This is a genomic window from Mesorhizobium sp. M4B.F.Ca.ET.203.01.1.1 (genome assembly GCF_004791025.1).
GTDB classification, from domain to species: domain Bacteria; phylum Pseudomonadota; class Alphaproteobacteria; order Rhizobiales; family Rhizobiaceae; genus Mesorhizobium; species Mesorhizobium abyssinicae.
In genome coordinates this window covers 114,962-134,913 of record NZ_SRUO01000014.1, presented here as the reverse complement: position 1 = coordinate 134,913, position 19,952 = coordinate 114,962, and the positions used below count along the sequence as shown (strand labels likewise).

The 19,952-nt window shown below is 65.1% G+C and carries 22 protein-coding genes and 1 pseudogene; 14 read left to right on the top strand and 9 right to left on the bottom strand.

Going from position 1 to position 19,952, the window contains the following annotated elements; genetic code table 11:
* Positions 1-193 precede the first annotated feature (193 nt).
* Positions 194-814 (bottom strand): sensor histidine kinase, encoded by a 621-nt coding sequence (locus tag EN846_RS25375; RefSeq protein WP_245493379.1) that lies wholly within the window; start codon positions 812-814, stop codon positions 194-196.
* A gap of 429 nt (positions 815-1,243) precedes the next feature.
* On the opposite strand from EN846_RS25375, the gene EN846_RS35270 reads away from it, so the two are divergent.
* From EN846_RS35270 to EN846_RS25360, 3 genes are all read left to right on the top strand, one after another.
* Complete coding sequence (locus EN846_RS35270) at positions 1,244-1,660, top strand: hypothetical protein (protein ID WP_189379635.1); 417 nt, start codon at positions 1,244-1,246, stop codon at positions 1,658-1,660.
* A gap of 123 nt (positions 1,661-1,783) precedes the next feature.
* Positions 1,784-2,239 (top strand): hypothetical protein, encoded by a 456-nt coding sequence (locus EN846_RS25365; protein WP_127391852.1) that lies wholly within the window; start codon positions 1,784-1,786, stop codon positions 2,237-2,239.
* On the top strand, positions 2,236-2,703 hold the full coding sequence (locus tag EN846_RS25360; RefSeq protein ID WP_127311781.1) for a hypothetical protein: 468 nt from the start codon (positions 2,236-2,238) through the stop codon (positions 2,701-2,703). Before EN846_RS25365 ends, EN846_RS25360 begins: the two co-directional genes overlap by 4 nt.
* Before the next feature lie 66 nt (positions 2,704-2,769).
* Here EN846_RS25360 and EN846_RS25355 read toward each other — a convergent pair whose 3' ends face one another.
* The gene (locus tag EN846_RS25355; RefSeq protein WP_127284073.1) at positions 2,770-3,477 is read right to left on the bottom strand and encodes a pyrimidine 5'-nucleotidase; all 708 of its coding nucleotides are present in this window, start codon (positions 3,475-3,477) and stop codon (positions 2,770-2,772) included.
* Positions 3,478-3,638: 161 nt separating this feature from the next.
* Between EN846_RS25355 and EN846_RS25350 the strand changes: the two genes are divergently transcribed.
* The 3 genes from EN846_RS25350 (at position 3,639) to EN846_RS25340 (ending at position 6,199) form a co-directional block, all read left to right on the top strand.
* The gene (locus tag EN846_RS25350; RefSeq protein WP_127284072.1) at positions 3,639-4,400 is read left to right on the top strand and encodes a GGDEF domain-containing protein; all 762 of its coding nucleotides are present in this window, start codon (positions 3,639-3,641) and stop codon (positions 4,398-4,400) included.
* A 192-nt stretch (positions 4,401-4,592) separates the two neighbouring features.
* Positions 4,593-4,763 carry a hypothetical protein gene (locus EN846_RS25345; RefSeq protein WP_127284071.1) on the top strand — a complete coding sequence of 57 codons (171 nt, stop codon included), beginning with the start codon at positions 4,593-4,595 and terminating at the stop codon, positions 4,761-4,763.
* On the top strand, positions 4,760-6,199 hold the full coding sequence (locus EN846_RS25340) for a GMC family oxidoreductase (protein WP_127391853.1): 1,440 nt from the start codon (positions 4,760-4,762) through the stop codon (positions 6,197-6,199). Before EN846_RS25345 ends, EN846_RS25340 begins: the two co-directional genes overlap by 4 nt.
* Positions 6,200-6,339: 140 nt before the next feature.
* Here EN846_RS25340 and EN846_RS35265 read toward each other — a convergent pair whose 3' ends face one another.
* Positions 6,340-6,507 (bottom strand): hypothetical protein, encoded by a 168-nt coding sequence (locus EN846_RS35265; RefSeq protein ID WP_187331341.1) that lies wholly within the window; start codon positions 6,505-6,507, stop codon positions 6,340-6,342.
* Positions 6,508-6,602: 95 nt separating this feature from the next.
* On the opposite strand from EN846_RS35265, the gene EN846_RS25335 reads away from it, so the two are divergent.
* A complete protein-coding gene (locus EN846_RS25335) occupies positions 6,603-7,094 on the top strand; it encodes a MarR family transcriptional regulator (protein WP_127391854.1) in 492 nt (163 codons plus the stop codon).
* 196 nt (positions 7,095-7,290) lie between these two features.
* Here EN846_RS25335 and phhA read toward each other — a convergent pair whose 3' ends face one another.
* Complete coding sequence (phhA, locus tag EN846_RS25330) at positions 7,291-8,124, bottom strand: phenylalanine 4-monooxygenase (RefSeq protein ID WP_127310940.1); 834 nt, start codon at positions 8,122-8,124, stop codon at positions 7,291-7,293.
* 140 nt (positions 8,125-8,264) lie between these two features.
* Between phhA and EN846_RS25325 the strand changes: the two genes are divergently transcribed.
* The 3 genes from EN846_RS25325 to EN846_RS25315 all read left to right on the top strand — a co-directional run bounded on the left by EN846_RS25325 (position 8,265) and on the right by EN846_RS25315 (position 10,957).
* Positions 8,265-8,741: an Lrp/AsnC family transcriptional regulator gene (locus EN846_RS25325; RefSeq protein ID WP_127310941.1), complete on the top strand. Its 477-nt coding sequence runs from the start codon at positions 8,265-8,267 to the stop codon at positions 8,739-8,741.
* Between the two features lie 109 nt (positions 8,742-8,850).
* The gene (gene bchE / locus EN846_RS25320) at positions 8,851-10,395 is read left to right on the top strand and encodes a magnesium-protoporphyrin IX monomethyl ester anaerobic oxidative cyclase (protein WP_135899025.1); all 1,545 of its coding nucleotides are present in this window, start codon (positions 8,851-8,853) and stop codon (positions 10,393-10,395) included.
* A gap of 163 nt (positions 10,396-10,558) precedes the next feature.
* Positions 10,559-10,957 carry a RidA family protein gene (locus tag EN846_RS25315; RefSeq protein WP_127391856.1) on the top strand — a complete coding sequence of 133 codons (399 nt, stop codon included), beginning with the start codon at positions 10,559-10,561 and terminating at the stop codon, positions 10,955-10,957.
* Positions 10,958-10,987: 30 nt separating this feature from the next.
* Here EN846_RS25315 and argB read toward each other — a convergent pair whose 3' ends face one another.
* Together argB and EN846_RS25305 are read right to left on the bottom strand one after the other, a co-directional pair.
* Positions 10,988-11,881, bottom strand: a complete 894-nt coding sequence (gene argB, locus EN846_RS25310) for an acetylglutamate kinase (RefSeq protein ID WP_127284064.1) — start codon at positions 11,879-11,881, stop codon at positions 10,988-10,990.
* A 90-nt stretch (positions 11,882-11,971) separates the two neighbouring features.
* Positions 11,972-13,462, bottom strand: a complete 1,491-nt coding sequence (locus EN846_RS25305; RefSeq protein ID WP_128346687.1) for an amidase — start codon at positions 13,460-13,462, stop codon at positions 11,972-11,974.
* Positions 13,463-13,616: 154 nt separating this feature from the next.
* On the opposite strand from EN846_RS25305, the gene EN846_RS25300 reads away from it, so the two are divergent.
* The 4 genes from EN846_RS25300 (at position 13,617) to msrB (ending at position 16,348) form a co-directional block, all read left to right on the top strand.
* Positions 13,617-14,156 (top strand): sigma-70 family RNA polymerase sigma factor, encoded by a 540-nt coding sequence (locus tag EN846_RS25300; RefSeq protein WP_127284062.1) that lies wholly within the window; start codon positions 13,617-13,619, stop codon positions 14,154-14,156.
* A complete protein-coding gene (locus tag EN846_RS25295; protein ID WP_127393657.1) occupies positions 14,153-14,857 on the top strand; it encodes an anti-sigma factor in 705 nt (234 codons plus the stop codon). The genes EN846_RS25300 and EN846_RS25295 overlap by 4 nt, the downstream gene beginning before the upstream one ends.
* A gap of 225 nt (positions 14,858-15,082) precedes the next feature.
* Positions 15,083-15,640 (top strand): fasciclin domain-containing protein, encoded by a 558-nt coding sequence (locus EN846_RS25290; protein WP_127393658.1) that lies wholly within the window; start codon positions 15,083-15,085, stop codon positions 15,638-15,640.
* Between the two features lie 204 nt (positions 15,641-15,844).
* Complete coding sequence (msrB, locus tag EN846_RS25285; protein WP_127312013.1) at positions 15,845-16,348, top strand: peptide-methionine (R)-S-oxide reductase MsrB; 504 nt, start codon at positions 15,845-15,847, stop codon at positions 16,346-16,348.
* Positions 16,349-16,355: 7 nt separating this feature from the next.
* On the opposite strand, the gene EN846_RS25280 is transcribed toward msrB, so the two are convergent.
* The 3 genes and pseudogenes from EN846_RS25280 to EN846_RS25270 all read right to left on the bottom strand — a co-directional run bounded on the left by EN846_RS25280 (position 16,356) and on the right by EN846_RS25270 (position 19,910).
* A complete protein-coding gene (locus EN846_RS25280; RefSeq protein WP_127393659.1) occupies positions 16,356-16,844 on the bottom strand; it encodes a DUF2269 domain-containing protein in 489 nt (162 codons plus the stop codon).
* Positions 16,844-18,125 (bottom strand): annotated as a pseudogene (locus tag EN846_RS25275) (SDR family oxidoreductase). The gene EN846_RS25280 and the pseudogene EN846_RS25275 overlap by 1 nt, the downstream one beginning before the upstream one ends.
* Positions 18,126-18,302: 177 nt before the next feature.
* Positions 18,303-19,910, bottom strand: a complete 1,608-nt coding sequence (locus tag EN846_RS25270) for a DHA2 family efflux MFS transporter permease subunit (RefSeq protein WP_127391946.1) — start codon at positions 19,908-19,910, stop codon at positions 18,303-18,305.
* Positions 19,911-19,952: the final 42 nt, after the last annotated feature.

Genomic DNA, 19,952 nt, shown 5'->3' with positions numbered 1-19,952 from the left:
TGGGTCGGACATCTCGTCGAACCCTCGCGCTGATTGTAAGCCGCAGCCAGTGGTCTCGGATGTGGCGCGCTTCACGTAGCCCGTCGCGAAGCTGGAGCGCTGTCGTGGTTTCGTTCAGGATCGTGCGAGAACAAATGCCTGGAGCGGATCACATTGCCGTCGAAGATCGTGCCGCCTGCGGCCAGGCCGACCCTCAGTCCGTCGAGGGCATATCGGCAAAGAGGGGCACATCGGCATAGAGGGTGGTCCCCCTGCCCCTGGCGGTTTCAATCGACAGCTCGCCTCCGATCAGCGCCAGGCGCTCTCTCATTCCCGCAAGCCCCAGGGCGTGGGAGCCGAGCGTGGCGTCGGGATCGAACCCGCGGCCATCGTCCTCGATCGTAAGGCGCAGCCGGCCATCGCAGATATGGGCCGTCACGCTCGCGCGGCGCGGCTGAGCATGCTTGCCGATGTTGGTAAGCGCCTCTTGCGCGACACGGTACAGGGTCAGGGCAATCTCGGGGGCGAGTGACCGCGAAAGCGCTTCCAGGTCCATGTCGCAAGGGATATCGAGCTGAGCGCACAGCATGGCGGCGAGGTCCTCGACGCAGGCGCGAAGCCCCAGGTGATCCAGGTCGGCGGGCCGCAAATTCCAGGCGGCGGCGTGTACCCTGGCGCTCAACTGATCGACGAGCATGGCAGCCCGCGTGAGGCGCTCACCCTGTGCCGGGGACCCTGCGCGGATGCCGTGCAGTTCGAGCGCGACACTGGCCAGCATCTGGCCGAGATCGTCGTGAAGCTCGCGCGACAGGCGCCGGCACTGTTCTTCCTGCACGGCGATCAAGCGCCGCGCCAGTCTCCGGCGCCGGGACTTTGAAGTGTCGCTCTCGCGCGTGTCGATACCAGCCCGCATCGCCCCTTCTGTTCTCTTGCCGCTACGTCCCCTTGTTTGAAGAAAATCCAGGCGGAAAACCGTTCCACGCTTTTCCTGGAATTGCTCGATAGGACTTGCCGTTCACGGATTTGTGAGAAAAGGCCCCGAATTTCTGTCTCTCTGTGTAATATACACCCACATACGCCCTTATGCCTGTCAGTTTTTTCCCGGTCCCGTCGGCTTTTCCCGACAAGGACATCAGCTGAAAAACTGACAGGACATGCCGATCAGCCCGAATGTCCGGTCGCCATTTCTGCGCGCATTCTTCTTGCGTCGTCTCGGCCATCTTTGTTGCGGCCGGGAAGTTCAACGCAAACCAAGGAGAACGTCATGAGGAAGATCATTCTGGCTGCGGTTGTCCTGTCGGCTCTGACCGGTACGGCGTCCGCTGTTTCGATCGGCAGCGGCAACGGCAACGGCAACGGCAACGTCGGCGTCGGCAACGGCAATGGCAACGGCAACGCCAATACCGGCGCCTTCAACGGCAACTTCAACGGCAACGGCAATTTCGGCTTCGGCAACGGCAATGGCAACGGCAACGCGAATGCCGGCGCCTTCAACGGCAACTACAACGGCAACCTCAACGCCGGCGCCGCGAACGGCAACGGCAACGGCAACGGGAATTTCGGCCTCGGCAACGGCAACCTGAACGGCAATGCCAACTTCGGCCTCGGCAATGGCAATGCCAACGGCAACGGAAACTGGGGCATGGGCAACGGCAACGGCAACGGCAACGCCAACCAGTAGCATCGAAAGATGCTGACGCTTCTGGGATCGCCGAGCCAGCGCCGTCCCCCCGCGCAAGGCTTTCGCGACGTGTCGCCGGCGGTCCCAGTTTTTTCAAAGCGAAGTTATGGAAGGAGTTCGCACATGAAATCGCGCGTCCCAATGGCGCTGTGCCTGGGCCTGCTCAGCGTCACCGCCGCGAAAGCCGACGGCACGACAGGCACCCAGGCCTTCAGCATGTCACGCGTCCAGCAAAGCGTCGGCCGCTACGGCCAGTCCATCGGTTCGGATGTCCGCGGCATGAATCCGCTCGGTTTCTCGGGCGGCAATGTCGGTTACAAGAACAGCGGCAGCGGCAATGTCGGCGCCTTCAACAGCGGCACCGGCAATGTCGGCGCCTTCAACGGCAACGACAACACATCGTCGACGAGCGGAAATCAGAATGTCGGTGCCTTCAACGGCAACGGCAACACCGGCGAATATGACGGCAACGGCAATATCGGCGCCGGGAACGGCAACTTCAACGGCGGCTCCTACAACGGCAATGGCAATGTCGGGGCCTTCAACGGCAATTTCAACGGCCGGGGAAACAACCGATGACCGGTCCGAGATCGCCGAGGTCCGCTTCGCCTCGCAAGCGCCAATTGGCGGCGAGGCTGCTTGATGGAAACAGCCTCGCGCTCGGCACGCTGCTTGCCGCGATGCTTGCCGCCGACGCCTCGGCCCTGGTCAGGATTGCCGACCTTCCGATCGGTGTTGCCAACGGCCTTGGCAACACCGGCAACTTCAACGGCAACGGAAACGCCGGCAACTTCAACGGCAATGGCAATCGCGGCAATTTCAACGGCAACGGCAATGCCGGGAGCTTCAGCGGCAACTTCAATGGCGGCAACTTCAACGGTAACGCCAATTGCGGCAACGGCTTCGGCAACGGCAGCGCGTCGGACGGCAATGGCAACGGCCAAGGAACTGGCGGCACTCCAGACTGGTGCCGGTTCCTGAAGGACCTGAATGGCCGGCTGGGACTGCCGCCCGGCACGATCCCGGACTTCACGCTGAAATAGCCGATGCCCAACGTTCAGCATGCCGCCTGCGCCGCTGCGCACGGGCGGCATGCGCCGGCGATCCGGTCACGCCGTAACTTCGACGATCGCCGTCAGGAAGCTGGCGAGGTCGTCGGTGACGAAATCGACGTCGTCCTCATTGGCCGGGTCGCGCTCCCAGATCTCCGCGAAGGTCGGCTCGAAATTACGCGGCACCACCAGCACCGTCGTCATGCCCAGCGCTTTCGGCACCGAGAGATTGCGGGCAAGGTCCTCGAACATCACCGCATTGTGGCCGGTGACGGAATGCAGCTCGGCGAACCGCTCATAGGTCTGGCGCGCCGGCTTGGGGTTGAGCCCGGCCGCGACGATATCGAAGATGTCGTCGAAATGCTCGAGGATGCCGAGCTGTCGCGCGGTGCGCTCGGCATGCCTGCGGTCGCCATTGGTGAAGATGAACTTGCGCCCGGGAAGCTGGCGGATCGCTGCCCCGAGCACCGGGTCGGGCACCAGCCAGGAATAGTCGATGTCATGCACCTTTTCGAGGAAGTCGTCCGGGTCGATGCCGTGGCGCGTCATCAGCCCGTTCAGCGTGGTGCCATACTCCAGGTAGAGTTCCTTCTGCAGCTTGCGCGCCTCATCGCGGGGCAGCGTCAACAGCTCGCCGACATAGGCCGTCATCTTCACGTCGATCTGCGCGAACAGGTTCGAATGGTGCGGGTAAAGCGTGTTGTCGAGATCGAACACCCAGTCCGTGACATGGGCGAAGCGGGCGGGGTCTGGCAGCGTGGTCATGGGCTCCTTATGGCACGAAATAGAATCTTCGACAGGGGATTTATCCACAACTTATGCGCGCCGCGCGCGGCGAAAATCGCGTGTCGTTTCAAATTTTAGCCATCGCCGAAAGGTCGCCTTCAGCGCTTGCTGGCACAGAAGCGGTTCTGTGGGAGTCAGCGATGAATCGCCTATTTCTGAAGTCCGCCGCGGTCGCGTGCGCCTCGGTAGCCATCTCGCTTTTGTTGACGCTGATCATCATGCCGGCACTGGGCGTCCCGCTCAGCCGCGCGATCTGGCTGACCTCCACCGTGTTCCCGCTGATCCTGGCCTGGATCGCCAGCGCCACCACCTTCTGGCAAACCGACAGGCTGAAAAGCGCGCATCGCGAACTCGCCCGGGCGCATGCCCAGCTTGCCACCGCGCACCGGCGCCTGTCGGAAAAGGCGAGCCGCGACGACATGACCGGCATGCTCAACCGCGAAAGCTTCTTTGCCGCCCTCGACGGCTCCCGGCGCAAATCCGATCGCGGCGCGCTGCTGATCATCGACGCCGATCACTTCAAGATGATCAATGACAGCTACGGCCATCTGACCGGCGACGACGCTCTTCTGCTGATCGCCAGCGCCATCGAGCGCGGCGTGCGCAGCGGCGACGTGCTTGGCCGCATCGGCGGCGAGGAATTCGCCGCCTTCCTGGTCGGCGCCACCACGCAGGAGGCCAAGCGCGTCGCCGAGCGCGTCCGCCGCGAGGTCGAGCTGATCCGCTTCCGCCCGGTCGACGAACGCACCGTGCCACTCACCGTCTCAATCGGCGGCACCATATGCGGCGAGGGCATCAACGTGTCCGAGCTGATGCGCGCCGCCGACCGGCGGCTCTACGAGGCCAAGCATCGTGGCCGCAACCTGTCGATCCTCGACCGCGATGTCTCGGAAGCCGCCTGAGATCCACCCGCCAAGAGCGCGCCCCCGGCGGCAGGCTCGCGAAATCCTAACCATGTTCGCATTCAACCGGGACGCTTATCCGGTTGTGAGGGAAGCCTGCGCTAGCATTGGCACGAAACTGGCTTTTCCTGGCGGGCGTGTGCCGTTCAGGAACGCCATGCGTGGATCGAGGCCCCCATCGAAAGACGTGTCATGAGCTTCTTCATCAAGAAAATGTCGCGCCGCGCCATCGTGCAGGCGCTGATCGCGCTGCCGGCCCTGTCCTTGTTCCGCAACCAGCCCGTCGTCGATCCCCCCAACGCCGACCCAAATGAGATCGTCGAGGTCAATGGCTGGATCCTGAAGCGGAGCGACCTCGCATGATCTTCGACAGCTACGAGGCCTTCCGCGCGTCGAATTTCGCCGCCAGGGCCTGCATCCTCGGATCCGGCCCGGCCGGCACCACGATCGCCAGAAAGCTGGGCGCCGCCGGCATTCCCGTCGTCGTGCTGGAGGCCGGATCGCGCGAATTCAGCGACGAATCGCAGGACTTCTATCGCGGCGCCACCGTCGGCGATCCCTATTTCGATCTCGACATCACGCGGCTGCGCTTCATGGGCGGTTCGTCCAACCACTGGGCGGGCTGGTGCCGGGTGCTCGACAGCCAGGACTTCGAGCCCAAGGCCTGGGCGCCGGACACCGGCTGGCCGATCAGCCGCACCGACATCGAGCCCTATCTGGGAGAAGTCCACGACATCCTCGAGCTTCCCGACTTCCGGCCCGATGTGCCAATCTCGGACGACATCCGCTGGGTGCAGCTGATCAAGAGCTCGGCCGTGCGCTTCGGCGAGAAATTCGCCGACGAGCTGGACAAGAGCAAGAACATCGCCGTCGTGCTCAACACCTATGCGACCGAACTTGCCGGCGACGGCAAGCGGGTGACCGGCGCCAGGCTGTGGTCGAACGGGCAGGATGCCGGAACCTTCAGCGCCGACTACTTCATCGTCTGCACCGGTGGGCTGGAGAATTCGCGGCTGCTTCTGTGGTCGAACCAGCGCTCGAACGGCGGCGTCGTGCCGAACGCCGCGGCGCTCGGCCGCTACTGGATGGAGCACCCAACCTTCGAGGGCGGCAATGCCATCCTCGCCGACTATGGCGAGTTCGAGGTCGACGCCGTCAACGAGGCCTTCTTTTCGCCGACACTGCCCGCCATGGAACGGCTGCAGATTATGAATTTCGGCATCCGGCTGATCGAGACGCCCTATCCGAGCGTCAAGCGGTTGATCGCCGACCTCGCCTGCACGGCGCCCGACATGGCCGAATGGATGTCAGCCAAGCTCAGCCAGCGCCTGCGTTGCGCCGCCCAGCTCTATGTCGCCTGGGAACAGGCGCCGCTGGCCTCCAACCAGATCGAGCTGTCGAAGGCCGATGTCGACCACGCCGGCGTGCCGCGCATCGAACTGCACTGGAAGAAATCGCCGCTGGAGCGCCGCACGATTCTCGAAGGCCTTCGGCTGTTCGGCAAGACGCTGGCCGAGAAGAACCTCGGCCGGGTGCGCATCGCCGACTGGCTGACCAATGGCGAGGACTATCCGACGAATGAGGAGCTGGCCGGACACCATCATATGGGCGGCACGCGCATGGGCACGGATGTGACCAAGAGCGTGGTCGACGCCAATTCGAAGGTGCACGGCATGGATAATCTCTATGTCGGCGGCTCCTCGGTGTTCTGCACCTCGGGCGAATGCAATCCGACGACGACGATCACCGCGCTGGCCTGCCGGCTGGGCGATCATCTGAGCAAGGTCATCACCGTCTGAGCAATTCCAGCAACGGCGCATCGCGGTTTTCCGTCCGGAATTGCGAAAAGATCATCCCCAAAGGCAAGCGACGCCGGCAGCCGGATAGGCCGCCGGCGTCGCCCTTGCCGCGCCTATGGGGAGAATCGTCTGCCGCCGGCTTAAAGGCCGTAGACGGCGATGCGCACCAGCACGGCTGCCGCCGCCAGCGCCACCAGAAGGATGCCGAGGCCGATCGGCGAACCCCAGCCATACCATTCCATCGCCAGCTTGGCGTATTTGAACTCCTCCTCGTGCGAGAGGGGAGTCCGCTGCTGAATCAAGCTCATTTTTCGCTCCTTGTCAGCGACCGGGACCTTGCCTTGCGCAGGCTGCGGTCGCATATTGCTACCGTCGTCTTAATGTTAGACAGATTGATAGTTAGATGATCGAAATAAAATCGTCAAGCACGAATCGCGCCGATATGACGGCAGCCATCAGTCTCGCCATCATGCGCTGGCAGGATGCGACACAGGCCTATGACGAGGCGGTGGGGGCGAGGCTCGGGCTGAACGCGGCGGAGCGCCAGTGCCTCGGGCTGCTCCATGGCGGCGCCCAATCGGCGGGCGCGATCGCGGTGGCGACCGGGCTGACCCCGGCCGCGGTCACCGCGCTGATCGACCGGCTGGAGGCGCGCGGCCTGCTGACGCGCACGCGCAGCCTGGAGGACAGGCGCAAGGTGGTGATCGAGGCGACCGACCTGACCCGCCAGCTCTCGGCGCGCTACTATGGCGCCATCGCGCGTGATGGCGAAAGGTTGATCGCCAGCTTCAGCGATGCCGAACTCGCCGCCGTCCAGCGCTTTATCACCGCCGCGCTCGACCTGCAGCGCGAGCAGCTTGCCCGGCTGAAGGCCGAGGCGCCGCAAGCCGGCTGACCCCGAAGCGCCGGAGCTGTCCGAGCGGCGCTTGTCCGCAAATATTCGGAGCGGTTCAGCCGCCCAATCAGCAACTGAACCGCTCTGAACGCCGGCGGGGCGACGCCGACCTCGAGGCGCGACGCGCAGAGCCGCCGCGCTTCAAGACCTTGTTTGATGCATGGCTCTCAAGACCGCTGCGCGCTCTTTGAGAGCGTTAGACCGTCGCCGGGTCAAGCGCCGGCTTGCCCTTGTGGCGGGCGACGATGCCGGCGAGATCGGCGCTGCCGAAGGCATCGCGCAGGACGTCGAAGGACGGCAGCACGAAATAGGCGCGCTGGAACTTGTCGATCTCGTAGCCGGTGCGCATCACCGTCTCGAGGTCGAAGGGCACGTGGTGCGCGTCATTGCCCTCGACGGCGAACTGCAATTCGGTGAACGACGACATCAGCCCGGCGCCGAAAGCCTTCAGCGGCTGGCCGGCTTCCCGGATCAGCCCATATTCGGCGCTATACCAATAGAGACGGGTGATCATCTCGTCGCCGCCGAGCGCGATCACGTCCTCCGCCTTCTCGCCGTACATCTGCATGAAGTCGGCGAACACCGGCTGCGTCAGGATCGGCACATGGCCGAAGAAGTCGTGGAACATGTCCGGCTCGACGATGTAGTCGAGCTCTTCCTTCGTCCGCAGCCAGTTGGTGACCGGGAAGCGGCGGTTGGCGAGGTGGTCGAAGAAGGGGGCCGCGGGGATGAGGCCCGGCACGGCGACGATCTCCCAGCCGGTCAGCTTGCGCAGCCTCTCGCTGATCGTGTCGAAATCCGGGATCCGGTCGAGCAGGCCGAGTGCGGCGACGCCGTCGAGATAGGAGCGGTGCGCGAGCTTCTGCGTCAGCTTTGTCTGGCGGTCGCACAGCGTGCGCCACACCGCCTGCTCGTCGGCGCTGTAATCGTAGCCCTGCGCCACGGTGAAATCGGCACGGCAGACCGAATAGTCGCCGCGCAGGCCCTGCGCCTCGCATTCGCGGGCGTAATCGGCAACGCTGATCGTCATGGCTGTTCTCCTGGCGGATTCATGAGTGGCAATCGTGTCGCCAATTTAGCCGGAGGCGGCGAGGCAATTCCGCTTTCCTAATGGTCCGCTCGCGCTATTTGAGGTAAAAGAAGCTATCGAAAAGCTGCTGGAGAGTGAAAATGCCTCAGTTTGACGATTTCGAGATCAAGATGCTCGACATCCTGCAGCGCGACGGACGCAAGCCCGTGTCGGAACTGGCGCAGCAGATCGGCCTCTCGACCACGCCTTGCGCGCGGCGTTTCGAGGCGCTTCAGGACGCCGGCATCATCAAGGGTTTTGCCGCCGTCATCAGCCGCCGCGCCGTCGGCCTGACGGTCGAGGTGTTCATCCAGGTGCGGCTGGTCAGCCACAGCGACGGCTCGCCCGAGAGCTTCATCGCCGCCGTGCAGCGCATGGACGAGGTTTCGTCGTGCTGGACGATGACCGGCGACCACGATTTCCTGCTGCATGTCATGGTGCCTTCGGTCGACGAGCTCAACTCCTTCGTCATGCACCGGCTGATGCGGCTCGACGGCGTCCGCGACGTCCACACCCAACTCGTGCTGCAGAACATCAAGGGGCCCGGCCACGTGCCGCTCGGGCATCTCAGGAAGTAGCCACGCGCCATTTTTTGCGGAAAAGCTGCACCGAAACTGCTGAACAGGGCCAAGTCGGCATCCAGATCGCCGGCTAGGTCAGGTGGACCATCGAACAGGAAGGTCCGCCATGAAGATCGTGCTGATCAACCCGCCGCACACCGCCATCGGCAGCCGCGTGCCGGACGACCATCTGCCGCCGCTCGGCCTTTTGGCGCTCGGCGGCCCGCTGCTCGATGCCGGCCATCAGGTCCGCCTCGTCGATGCCGAGTTCGGGCCGATGTCGCTTCCCGCGCTCGTCGAGGATGCCCTGGGCGACGGTCCCGACTGCATCCTGATCGGCCATTCCGGCTCCACCTCGGCGCATCCGACCGCGCTGCAAATCGCGCGCATGGTCAAGGGCCGCGCGCCGGCGACGCTGGTGTATGGCGGCATCTTCCCGACCTATCACTGGCGCGACATACTGGCGGGAACGGAAGCCTTCGACGTCATCGTGCGCGGCGAGGGCGAGGCGACCATCGTGTCGCTGATCGAGGCGCTGGACCGGCGGCGGCCGCTCGCCGATGTGGCCGGCATCGCCTATCGCGACGATCTCGGCCGTCCGTTCGCCACCCGTTCGGCAGGCACCATCGCCACGCTCGATGATTACCGCGTCGGCTGGGAGTTGATCGACCACCGCCGCTACAGCTACTGGGGCGGCAAGCGCGCCGTGGTCATGCAGTTCTCCCGAGGCTGTCCGCATCTATGCAACTATTGCGGCCAGCGCGGCTTCTGGACCCGCTGGCGCCATCGCGACCCCAAGAACTTCGCGCGCGAGATTGCCTGGCTGCACCGCGAGCACGGCGTCGAGCTGATCAATCTCGCCGACGAGAACCCGACCTCGTCGAAGAAAGCCTGGCGCGCCTTTCTCGACGCCATGATCGCTGAAGACGTGCCGGTGCTGATCGTCGGCTCGACCCGCGCCGACGACATCGTGCGCGATGCCGATATCCTGCATCTTTACCGCAAGGCCGGCGTCATCCGCTGGCTGCTCGGCATGGAGAACACCGACGAGGAGACGCTGTCATTGATCCGCAAGGGTGGCAGCACGGCTTCAGACCGCGAGGCGATCCGCCTGCTGCGTCAGCATGGCATATTGTCGATGGCGACCTGGGTGGCCGGCTTCGAGGACGAGGGCTTTCGCGACCTCTGGCGCGGCTTCCGCCAGCTGATCGCCTACGATCCCGACCAGATCCAGGCGCTCTATGTCACGCCGCACCGCTGGACGCCTTTCTTCCGCATCGCCAAGGATCGGACGGTGATCCAGAGCGACGTCCGGCTGTGGGACTACAAGCACCAGGTGCTGAGGATGACGCGGCTAAAACCCTGGATGCTGTTCTTCAGCGTCAAGCTGATCGAGCTCGCCGTGCAGTCGCGGCCGAAGGCGCTGGCGCGAATCCTCTTCCACCGCGATCCCGAGCAGCGCCATTCGATGCGCTGGTACACGAAGATGGGCCGCCGCGTCTGGTTTCGCGAAGTCTGGGGTTTTCTGGCCCGCGACCGCCGCGTGACGGACGGGCCGACGCTCGCCGAATTCTGGGGCGCGCCGCAGGACGCCGAGGAAGAATCGATGGTGGTCATGCGGCCGCCGCGCAAGCCGGCCGAAGCGACCGTTGCAATCTCACCCGGCGCCTGAGGGGTTCGCTGCCATTTACAGACATACGTAACGTATGCGTATTGACATACGTCACGTATGCACCCATCTCAGGCATACGGGGCGTATGTGAATTGTCCCGGACCATGGAACGCAGGCCCGGATCGCCAGCAGATTTGGTCTGCCACATCTGAATGGAATGACAATGAGCAAACGTGACGCAATCTTCCCTGCCGGCAGGCAGGCCCTTTATGAAATCAACCGCTATTCGGCGGCGATCCGCTCGGGCGACCTTCTGTTCGTCTCGGGCCAGGTCGGCAGCCGTGAGGACGGCTCGCCCGAGCCGATCTTCGAGAAGCAGGTCCAGCTGGCCTTCGACAACCTCGCAGCTGTGCTGAAAGCCGCCGGCGGCACGTTCGACGATATTGTCGACGTCACCACCTTCCACACCGATCCTGCAGCGCAATGGGCAGCGTTCGATGCCGTTCGGTTGAAAGTGTTTGGCGAACCGCCTTACACCAACTGGACTGCGGTCGGCGTCAATTGGCTGGCCGGCTTTGATTTCGAAATAAAGGTCATCGCCCGCCTGCCTCAACCCGCCTGACAGAACAGCCAGGCTGATCGGCAGGCCGCTTCAGGGCACGATCAGCGTGCCGGCGCCGTGCTCGGTGAACAGCTCAAGCAGCACCGAGTGCGGCGTCTTGCCGTTGAGGATGACGACGCCTTCGACGCCGCGCTCGATCGCCTCGATGCAGGTCTCGACCTTCGGGATCATGCCGCCCGACACCGTGCCGTCCCTGATCAGCGCTTTGGCCTCGGAAACCGTCAGCTCGTCGATCAGCGTCTTGTTCCTGTCGAGCACGCCGGGCACGTCGGTTAGGAACAAGAGCCGCGAGGCCTTGCAGGCGCCGGCGATCGCGCCGGCGAAAGTATCGGCATTGATGTTGTAGGTGTGGCCGTCGCGGCCGGGCGCCACCGGGGCCAGCACCGGGATCATCTCGGAGCGCGCGAGCAGGTCGAGCAGCGTGCGGTCGACCTCGACCGGCTCGCCGACGAAGCCGAGATCGAGCACCCGCTCGATGTTGGAGTCCGGGTCGATCATGGTCTTGCGCGCCTTTTCGGCGAACACCATGTTGCCGTCCTTGCCGCACAGCCCGATCGCCCATTCGCCCTCGGCGTTGATCAGCGCCACGATCTCCTTGTTGATCGAGCCGGCCAGCACCATCTCGACGATCTCGACCGTCTTCTGGTCGGTGACGCGCAGGCCGCCTTCGAATTTGGATTCGATGCCCATCTTGTTGAGCATGGCGCCGATCTGCGGTCCGCCGCCATGCACCACGATCGGATTGACGCCGGATTGTTTCAACAGCGCGATGTCGCGAGCGAAGGCCTTGCCGAGCTCGCTGTCGCCCATGGCGTGGCCGCCATATTTCACCACGACGGTCTTGTTCTCGTAGCGCTGCATATAGGGCAGCGCCCGCGAAAGCAGCGCGGCCTGCATTTCGGCGGTGGCGGCGATGTCCGTCATCGGTCTCGTTCCCAAAGTGGCAAGGATGGCGCGCGTCTTAGCGGGAATTGGTTCGGGTCGCAAACGGCTTTGCTGTCACAATTTATGAAATTAGCCGGGCACCTTCAGCGGCGCCCGCCGCTTCTGCCAGCCCGAGATCTTCTCCATCTGCGCGGCGAAGGACAAAAGCGTCTCCTCGTCGCCCGGGCGCCCCGCCGCCTGGATGCCGAGCGGCAGGCCGGCCTCGGTGACATGCACCGGCAGCGCGATCGACGGCTGGCCGGTGACATTCTGGATCGCCGGCCAGTGGGTGAACCAGAGGCTTTTGTCCATCAGCTGCCCGAGGAACGATTTGATCCTGAGCAGCCTGGTCAAATGCAGCTTGTCCAGCAGGTTCTCGATCAACTCGTCGGCGCCCTTCGGGTCCATGGCGCCGCAGGCCAGCGGCGGGTGCGCGATGATCGGCATCAGCACGGCGTCGTACGGCGCCGTCTCGGCGATCAGCCGGCGCGACGTGGCATTGAGCCGCTGCAGGATCTCATAGAGTTCGCCGGCCGGGATGATATCGCCGAAGCGGGCAAGCACGCGCGTGGCCCGCTCGCCGAGAACGCCGCGGCCGACGCGCAACGCCTCGGCGCGTATCGTGCCGGCCACCGCCGAGGTCACCGTCTTGCAGAAATCGGCCATGAAATCGCGCCCGATATAGGGCAGGTCGATCTCTTCGACCGTATGGCCGCCCTCGCGCGCCAGCGCGATCGCCGTGTCCAGCGCCCTCAGCGTCTCGGCCGAAATCGGCAGGCCGAGCGGCGACTTGCGGTAGACGGCGAGCCTGAGCTTGCCGGGATCGCGCGCCGCGGCCGCGGCGAAGCTGCCTTTCGGCGCCGGCGCGCCGTAGGGCGACAGCGGATCCGGCCCGTGCGTCAGGTCGAGCAACAGCGCCGAATCCCTGACCGATCGGGCGATCGCGTGGTCGACGACCATGCCGAACCAGCTTTCGCTGGTGAGCGGCGTCAGCGGCACGCGGCCGCGCGAGGTCTTCAGGCCCACCAGCCCGCTGCAGGCCGAAGGCACCCGGATCGAGCCGCCGCCATCGGAGGCATGCGCCGCCGGCACCACGCCGGCAGCCACCAGTGCCGCCGCGCCCCCCGACGAGCCGCCGGTGGTGTGGCCGGTATTCCACGGATTGCGGGTGATGCCGAAAGCCGCCGATTCCGTCATCAGCCGCAGCCCATGCTCGGGCGAGGTACTGGTGGCGATCGGGATCAGGCCGGCGGCGAGATGGCGCTCGACCATCACCGAATTGTAGTCGGCCGTGAAAGCCGGGATGCGGCTGCCGCCATGGATCGGCACGCCCTTCAGGCCGATGCCGAGGTCCTTCAGCGCGAAGGGCACGCCGGCGAGCGGCAGCGTGCGGTCGACCGTCCTGGCGCGTGCCCGCGCCGCATCATAAAGCGGCTCGGCGATGGCATTGATGTCGGGGCGCGTCGCCTCGGCGCGCGCGATTGCCGCGTCGACAAGCTCCTGCGGCGAGAGCTCACCCTTCTGGACAAGGCCGGCCAGGCCGGTCGCATCCTCTTCCCACAGCACCCGCTCGACCGACATCGCCGCTGTCCTCCGCCGGCCCGGAGGCTAGCGGCAGCCGATTTGCTTGGCAACGGCGCGCGAACCCATCGTCAGCAAAGATCATCGCAAGCTTTGAGGAGGACAGTATTGCCTGCGCCGTTGCAAATGTATGGCAATCCTCTAATTTGCCGCCATGGCGCCGCAGGATATCAGCCAGCTGATCGTCCGGACTTCAATGAAGGACCGGGCAGCGTTTGATCTGCTCTACCGGCAGACCAGCGCGAAACTTTTCGGCGTCTGCCTTCGTGTATTGAAGGACAGGGGAGATGCGGAAGAAGCGCTTCAGGAGGTCTTCGTCAAAATCTGGACGAAGGCGGATCGTTTCGCGGTCTCCGATCTAAGCCCGATTTCCTGGCTGGTGGCCATTGCGCGCAATCATGCGATCGATCGCATCCGGGCGCGGCGAGAGCCTGCCGCCTATATCGATGCCGCGCTCGACGTGGCCGATCCGGCGCCGGGACCGGAGGCCATGGCCGTGGCGGGCGGTGAATCCGTGCGCATCTACCATTGCCTCGATGAATTGGAGAAAGACCGGGCGGCGGCCGTCCGGGGCGCCTATCTGAACGGCGAAAGCTATGCCGAGCTGGCGGAGCGCCATGGCGTGCCGCTGAACACGATGCGGACCTGGCTGCGGCGCAGCCTGTTGAAACTCAGGGAATGCCTGGAAAGATGACGCTGGCAGAGGAAAACGGACCGGAACGTGGAGGCGACGACCTGTTCGCCGCCGAATACGTTCTTGGCGTCCTGGCCGCGGACGAACGCCAGATCGCGTCCCGCCGCATCGAGGCAGACGCCGCCTTCGCTCGCCTTGTCGACCGCTGGGAGGTTCACCTTTCGCCGATGGCCGCTGCCTTTCCGGAGACCGAGCCTCCGATCAGGGTCAAGGAGGCGATCGATCGCCGGCTGTTCGCGCAGGAATCGCGCCCCGGCCTCTGGTCGAGCCTCGCCTTCTGGCGCGGCCTCGCCGCCGCGGCGGTCGCTGCGCTGGCGATCGCCATTGCCTTGCCCTACGTCAATCCGCCGGTGGTCGAGCCGCAGGCGCGGCTGGTCGCCTCGCTGGCCGCCGACGGCAGCGACGTCAAATATCTCGTCGTCTACGACGCGGCGCGGCGCGATGTCGGCCTCTCCCTTGTCTCCGGCGAGCGCGCCGCCGGCAAGGATTTCGAGCTGTGGATGATCGAGGGCAAGAACGCGCCGGTCTCGATGGGCGTCATCCCCGCCGGCCAGATCACGCATATGGCGGTCACCCCGGCCGTCGAGCAGAAGCTCGCGCAAGGCGCCGTGCTCGCGGTTAGCGTGGAGCCTGTCGGGGGCTCGCCGACCGGCCAGCCGACCGGGCCGGTTGTCGCCGCGGGCGACCTGAAGGGCATCTAGTCTCTTCGAGGGCCGGGAGATCTGCCTGAAAGAATAATCGAAATCTATCCTGCGTCAGGTTGAAGCGAGGAAAGTTTCTTTCCGACTGCGCGCTCATCAACGTAATTTCGTCGCGCGCAAGGCCAGATAAAATTTTTTGAGAGCCCGACGAAACTCCTAAAAGTCTACCCCGTATCTCCTGGTGTTCCCAAAGACGGGCAACGATATCCAGAGGAGATAGAAATCATGCGTAAATTCGCCACCCTTTTGCTCGCCGGTACCATTGGTCTTTCCGCGCTCGGTGCCGCCGCCTTTGCCGCCAATCCGATGGTCGGCGGCGCGCCGATGTATGCCAAGAAGAACATCATCGAGAATGCCGTCAATTCGAAGGACCACACCACGCTGGTCGCCGCCGTCAAGGCCGCCGGCCTGGTCGACACGCTGCAGGGCGCCGGCCCGTTCACCGTCTTCGCGCCGACCAACGAGGCCTTCGCCGCACTGCCCGCCGGCACGGTCGAGACGCTGCTCAAGCCCGAGAACAAGGACAAGCTCACCAAGATCCTGACCTGCCACGTCATCGCCGCCAAGGCGATGGCCGCCGACGTCGCCAAGATGGCCAAGGCCGATGGCGGCGCGCACAAGGTCAAGACCGCCGGCGGCTGCGAACTGACGCTCAAGGCCGACAAGGGCAAGGTCACCGTGACCGACGAGAACGGCAATGTCGCCAATGTCACCATCGCCGACGTCCGGCAGTCTAACGGCGTCATCCACGTCATCGACAAGGTGCTGCTGCCGAAGATGTAACAAAGAGGCCGCTGCCAGCGAAGACATGGCAAAGGCCTTCCCCGGTTGCGCGGCTCCTCTCCTGTAGGCCGTGCGACTGACCGCTTGCTCCGCGCCGTCCACGTGAAGTGGAGCCGGCGCGGAGTTTTCGTTGGGAGGCGTCAACCGCTTTTGATTTTCGCTTGGCGCGAAAATCTGGCAAACCGGCATTGGAGGAATTGTCCCATGAACCGTCGCGATCTTCTCCTGAGCGGCGCCGCGGCCGCCGCGGTGCTGGCCGGCACGGCTGCCTTGCTGCGCATTGGTGGCGCGCCAGACGCCCGCGCCGCCGAGACCTTCGAAGTGACCAAGACCGACGCCGAATGGCGCGCCATCCTGTCCGACGCGGCGTATAATGTGCTGCGCAAGGAAGGCACCGAATATCCGGGCACCAGCCCGCTGCTCAACGAGCACCGCAAGGGCATCTTCGCCTGCGCCGGCTGCGACCTGCCGGTCTATCCCTCGGAGACCAAATTCGATTCCGGCACCGGTTGGCCGAGCTTCTGGCAGGAAATTCCCAAGGCCATCGGCACGACCGCGGACCGCTCGCTCGGTATGACCCGCACCGAGGTGCATTGCCGCCGCTGCGGCGGCCATCTCGGCCATGTCTTCGACGATGGTCCGGCGCCGACGGGCCTGCGCCATTGCATCAACGGCGTGGCGCTGAGCTTCAAGCCGGCCGCCGCCTGAGACGCGCCTAGTTCAGGCCGAGAAGCATGATGGTGGGCTTGGTCAGCATCAGCCAGAAGATGGCGACGACGGCGAAGAAGGCCGGAAAGCCGAACGCGAACCAGACGCGGTAGAGCCGGTCGAAGCCTGGCGGCAGGGCGGTCGCTTCCGCCGCTGCGTGCCTGGCCATGTCGCGCAAGCGGATCTGGATCCAGACCACCGGCACCCAGAACAGGCCGATGATCACATAGAGCGCCAGTGACAGCAGGATCCAGCCTTCGTTGAGCGGCCATCCGACGACGCGCGCCAGCCCGTACCCGGTCAGCGGCTGCAGCACCACGGCAGTCGCCGTGAAGACGGTGTCTGCGATCACCACGATGCTGGCGACATGGGCGATGATGCGGGGGTCGCGGGTCCTGACGGCCATCGCCATGAAGAAGGCGATGCCGATGCCGGTTCCGAACAGCACCGTCGCGCCGAGCACATGGACAAGTCGCAGCACGTCTTCCAGCGCCATCAGCGTTCGTCCAGAATGGCAAGGGCCGTGAGCGCCAGCAGGATCGACGGCACCACTTTGACCAGGGGGCCGAGCGGATCGAGCCAGAGCGCCGGCTCCGCGAATGTCGCGGCAAGCAGGTAGGCGAGCGTCAGCACAAGCATGCCGATCAGAGCGCGCCGCGCCCAGGGCCGGAAGAGCACCGCAAGCCCCAACGCGACATCGGCAAGACATGTCACCGCCACCATCGCGCTCGCGGCGCGGCCAGGCAGGAAGCTCGCGAAATGGCTGCGCGCCGCCTCGAATGCCAGGAACGGCGCGAGGCCGGAAATGAGCCAGAACAGCGCCAGCGTCACGATGATCGGCGCCTTCAACAGATAGAGGCGGGCGAACCATAGATCCTGCACGCCCGGAGGAGCGGCGGCGAGCGTCTCGGCCGCCGACGAAAGGCGCCGGCCTGTGCCTGGCTGCCGCCGGACCTCGACACCGCCCGCCATGACCGCAAGTGCGGTCGAGCGGAGCGGCGAGCGCCAGCCGAGCCGGCCGGCGAGATCGGCCAGCCACGTCACCGGCCGTGCGGCCATCGGCGGAACGGCAATCACAGGGGGCCGGGGGCAGGCCGAGCCAGTTGCGATGCAAAAGGACTAGGTCCTTCAGCGTCAGGCCTTCATCGCCGCCGAGCGAGAGGTCCGAGCCGGAGGGCAAGACGCCGCCGATCGCGGCGCTGACCGCGCCGGCGACATCGTCGAGCGCGACCGCCGTGACCTGGCTGTCGGCGTAAGCCAGAGGGATCGCCAACGGGAAGGCCGCCAGCGCCCTCAACAAGGCGGAGCCGCCATGCGCATTGCGGCCGAGCACCAGCGCCGGCCGCAGGATGACATAGCGCACGCCGCTTGCCGCGAGCGCCCCGTCGGCCCGCCTCTTGGTGTCGAGAAAGGGCAGGTCGCGGCCGGTTCCCCCTGTGTCCGCCGAGATCTGGACGATCAGCAATTCCCGGTCGCGCGCAGCCTCATAGAGAGCGAGCATCGCCTTTTCCTGGGTGGCCGTCAGGTCATCGGCGAGCCCGTCCTGCAGCGCGCCGGCGCAATTGACCACCGCCTGCTGGCCATCCAGTGCGGTCTGCCAGTCCACACTCCGCGTCATGCCGGCGAGGTCGGCCTTCAGCCAGCGCACCTGCGGCATCTTCAGCGCCGCGCGCGCCGGCTCGCGTCCAAGCCCAGTGACCTGGTGGCCTTCCTCCGCAAGTCTTCTTGTGACGGCGGACCCGATGAAGCCGGTCGCACCGAGAATCAGGATGTTCATGCCGGAACTCTAGCTGAAACCACTTCAGCCGAAACCAGGTCAGGTGGCACTCATCCAGGGCACGATCGCCACCGACGCCGTCGCCGCCAAACGGGTGGAGTTAAAGCATGACCCCGGAATCGTCGCCGATTTCCGGGGTCATGCACGAGGGGCGCCAGGCGGGGGTTCCGGCGCGCCTCAATGGCCTCCGCCACCACCGCCGGCCTGGTCGGCCGGCTTGCGGATGAACAGGACGAACAGGCCGAGCGTGGCGAACAGCACCGTCAGCATGTAGAACACGTCCATGAAGGACAGCAGCGATGCCTGCTGCTGGACCATGCCGGACAGCTTGGAGATCGCCGCCTTGGTGGCGTCGAGACCGGCGGTCTGCTCGAAGTTCATGGTCATGTTCTGCAGCTTCTGCTGCGCTTCGGCGCTGCCCCACTGAACATGCTCGGCGAGCCTGGCGTAGTGGAAGGCGTTGCGGTCGATCAGCACCGTGTTGATGACGGCAAGGCCGACGGCGCCGCCGAGGTTGCGGGTCAGGTTGAACAGGCCAGACGCATTCTTCAGCCGCTCCGGCGGCAGCGTGCCGAGCGCGATGTTGTTGATCGGCACCATGCACAGCATCATCGAGCAGCCGCGCAGGATCTGCGGGATGAGCAGCTCGTAGAAATCCCAGTCGGCGGTCAGATGCGTCATCCACCAGGTGCCGGTGGCGAAGCCGAAGAAGCCGATCATCATCATCAGCCTGAGATCGATCTTGTTCGACAGGATGCCGGCAACGGGCGCTGTGAAGAACATCGCCAGGCCGCTGACGAACAGCGCTTCGCCGATCATCATCGAATCGTAGCCGCGGATACGGCCGAGGAACACCGGATAGAGATAGGTCAGCCCGTAGAGGCCGATGCCGACGACGAAGGAGAACAGCGAGCCGAAGGCGAAGTTGACGTTGGTGAAGGCGCGCAGGTCGACGATCGGCTCCTCGGCGGTGAAGGCGCGCCAGAAGAACAGCACTGCGCCGATGGTCATGACGGCGGCGCAGATGAACACCGCCTGGTCCTGCAGCCAGTCGTTGTTGGGGCCTTCCTCCAGCACATATTCCATGCAGCCGAGGAAGGCGGCCATGCCGGCGAGGCCCCACCAGTCGAACTTCGAGAACAGCTTGAGGTTGGGCTTGTCGAAATCGATCAGCGTCCAGGCCGCCGTCGCCACCAAAATGCCGGGCACGACATTGATCAGGAACAGCCAGTGCCAGGACATGGCGTGGCTGATATAGCCGCCGACCGTCGGGCCGATCGTCGGCGCCAGCGTCGCCACCAGGCCGATCATCGGCGAGACGACGGCGCGGCGCGACGGCGGGAAGATGGTGAAGGCGGCAGCGAAGACGCTGGGGATCATGCCGCCGCCGATGAAGCCCTGGATGGCGCGGTAGACGATCATCTGGTCGATGTTGGTGGCGGTCGCGGCCAGCGCGCTGGCCGCGGTGAAGCCGGCGGCAGCGATTGTGAACAGGACCCGCGTCGACAGCATCCGGCTGAGGAAGCCTGACAGCGGGATCATCACCACCTCGGCGATCAGATAGGCCGTCTGCACCCACGGGATCTCGTCCGAGCTGGCGCTCAAGCCCGCCTGGATCTCGGCCAGCGAGGCCGAGACGATCTGGATGTCCAGGATCGCCATGAACATGCCGAACACCATCGCCAGGAAGGCGATGACGCGGCGAACCGGCATATGGTCGGCCGGTAGGGCGGGTGCCGCCGGCCGTGCCGGTATCGATCCTGCGGTGACGGTTGCGGTTGCCATGTCATGGCCTCCCTGCGGCAATTCCAGGAAAGGCGCGCGGGG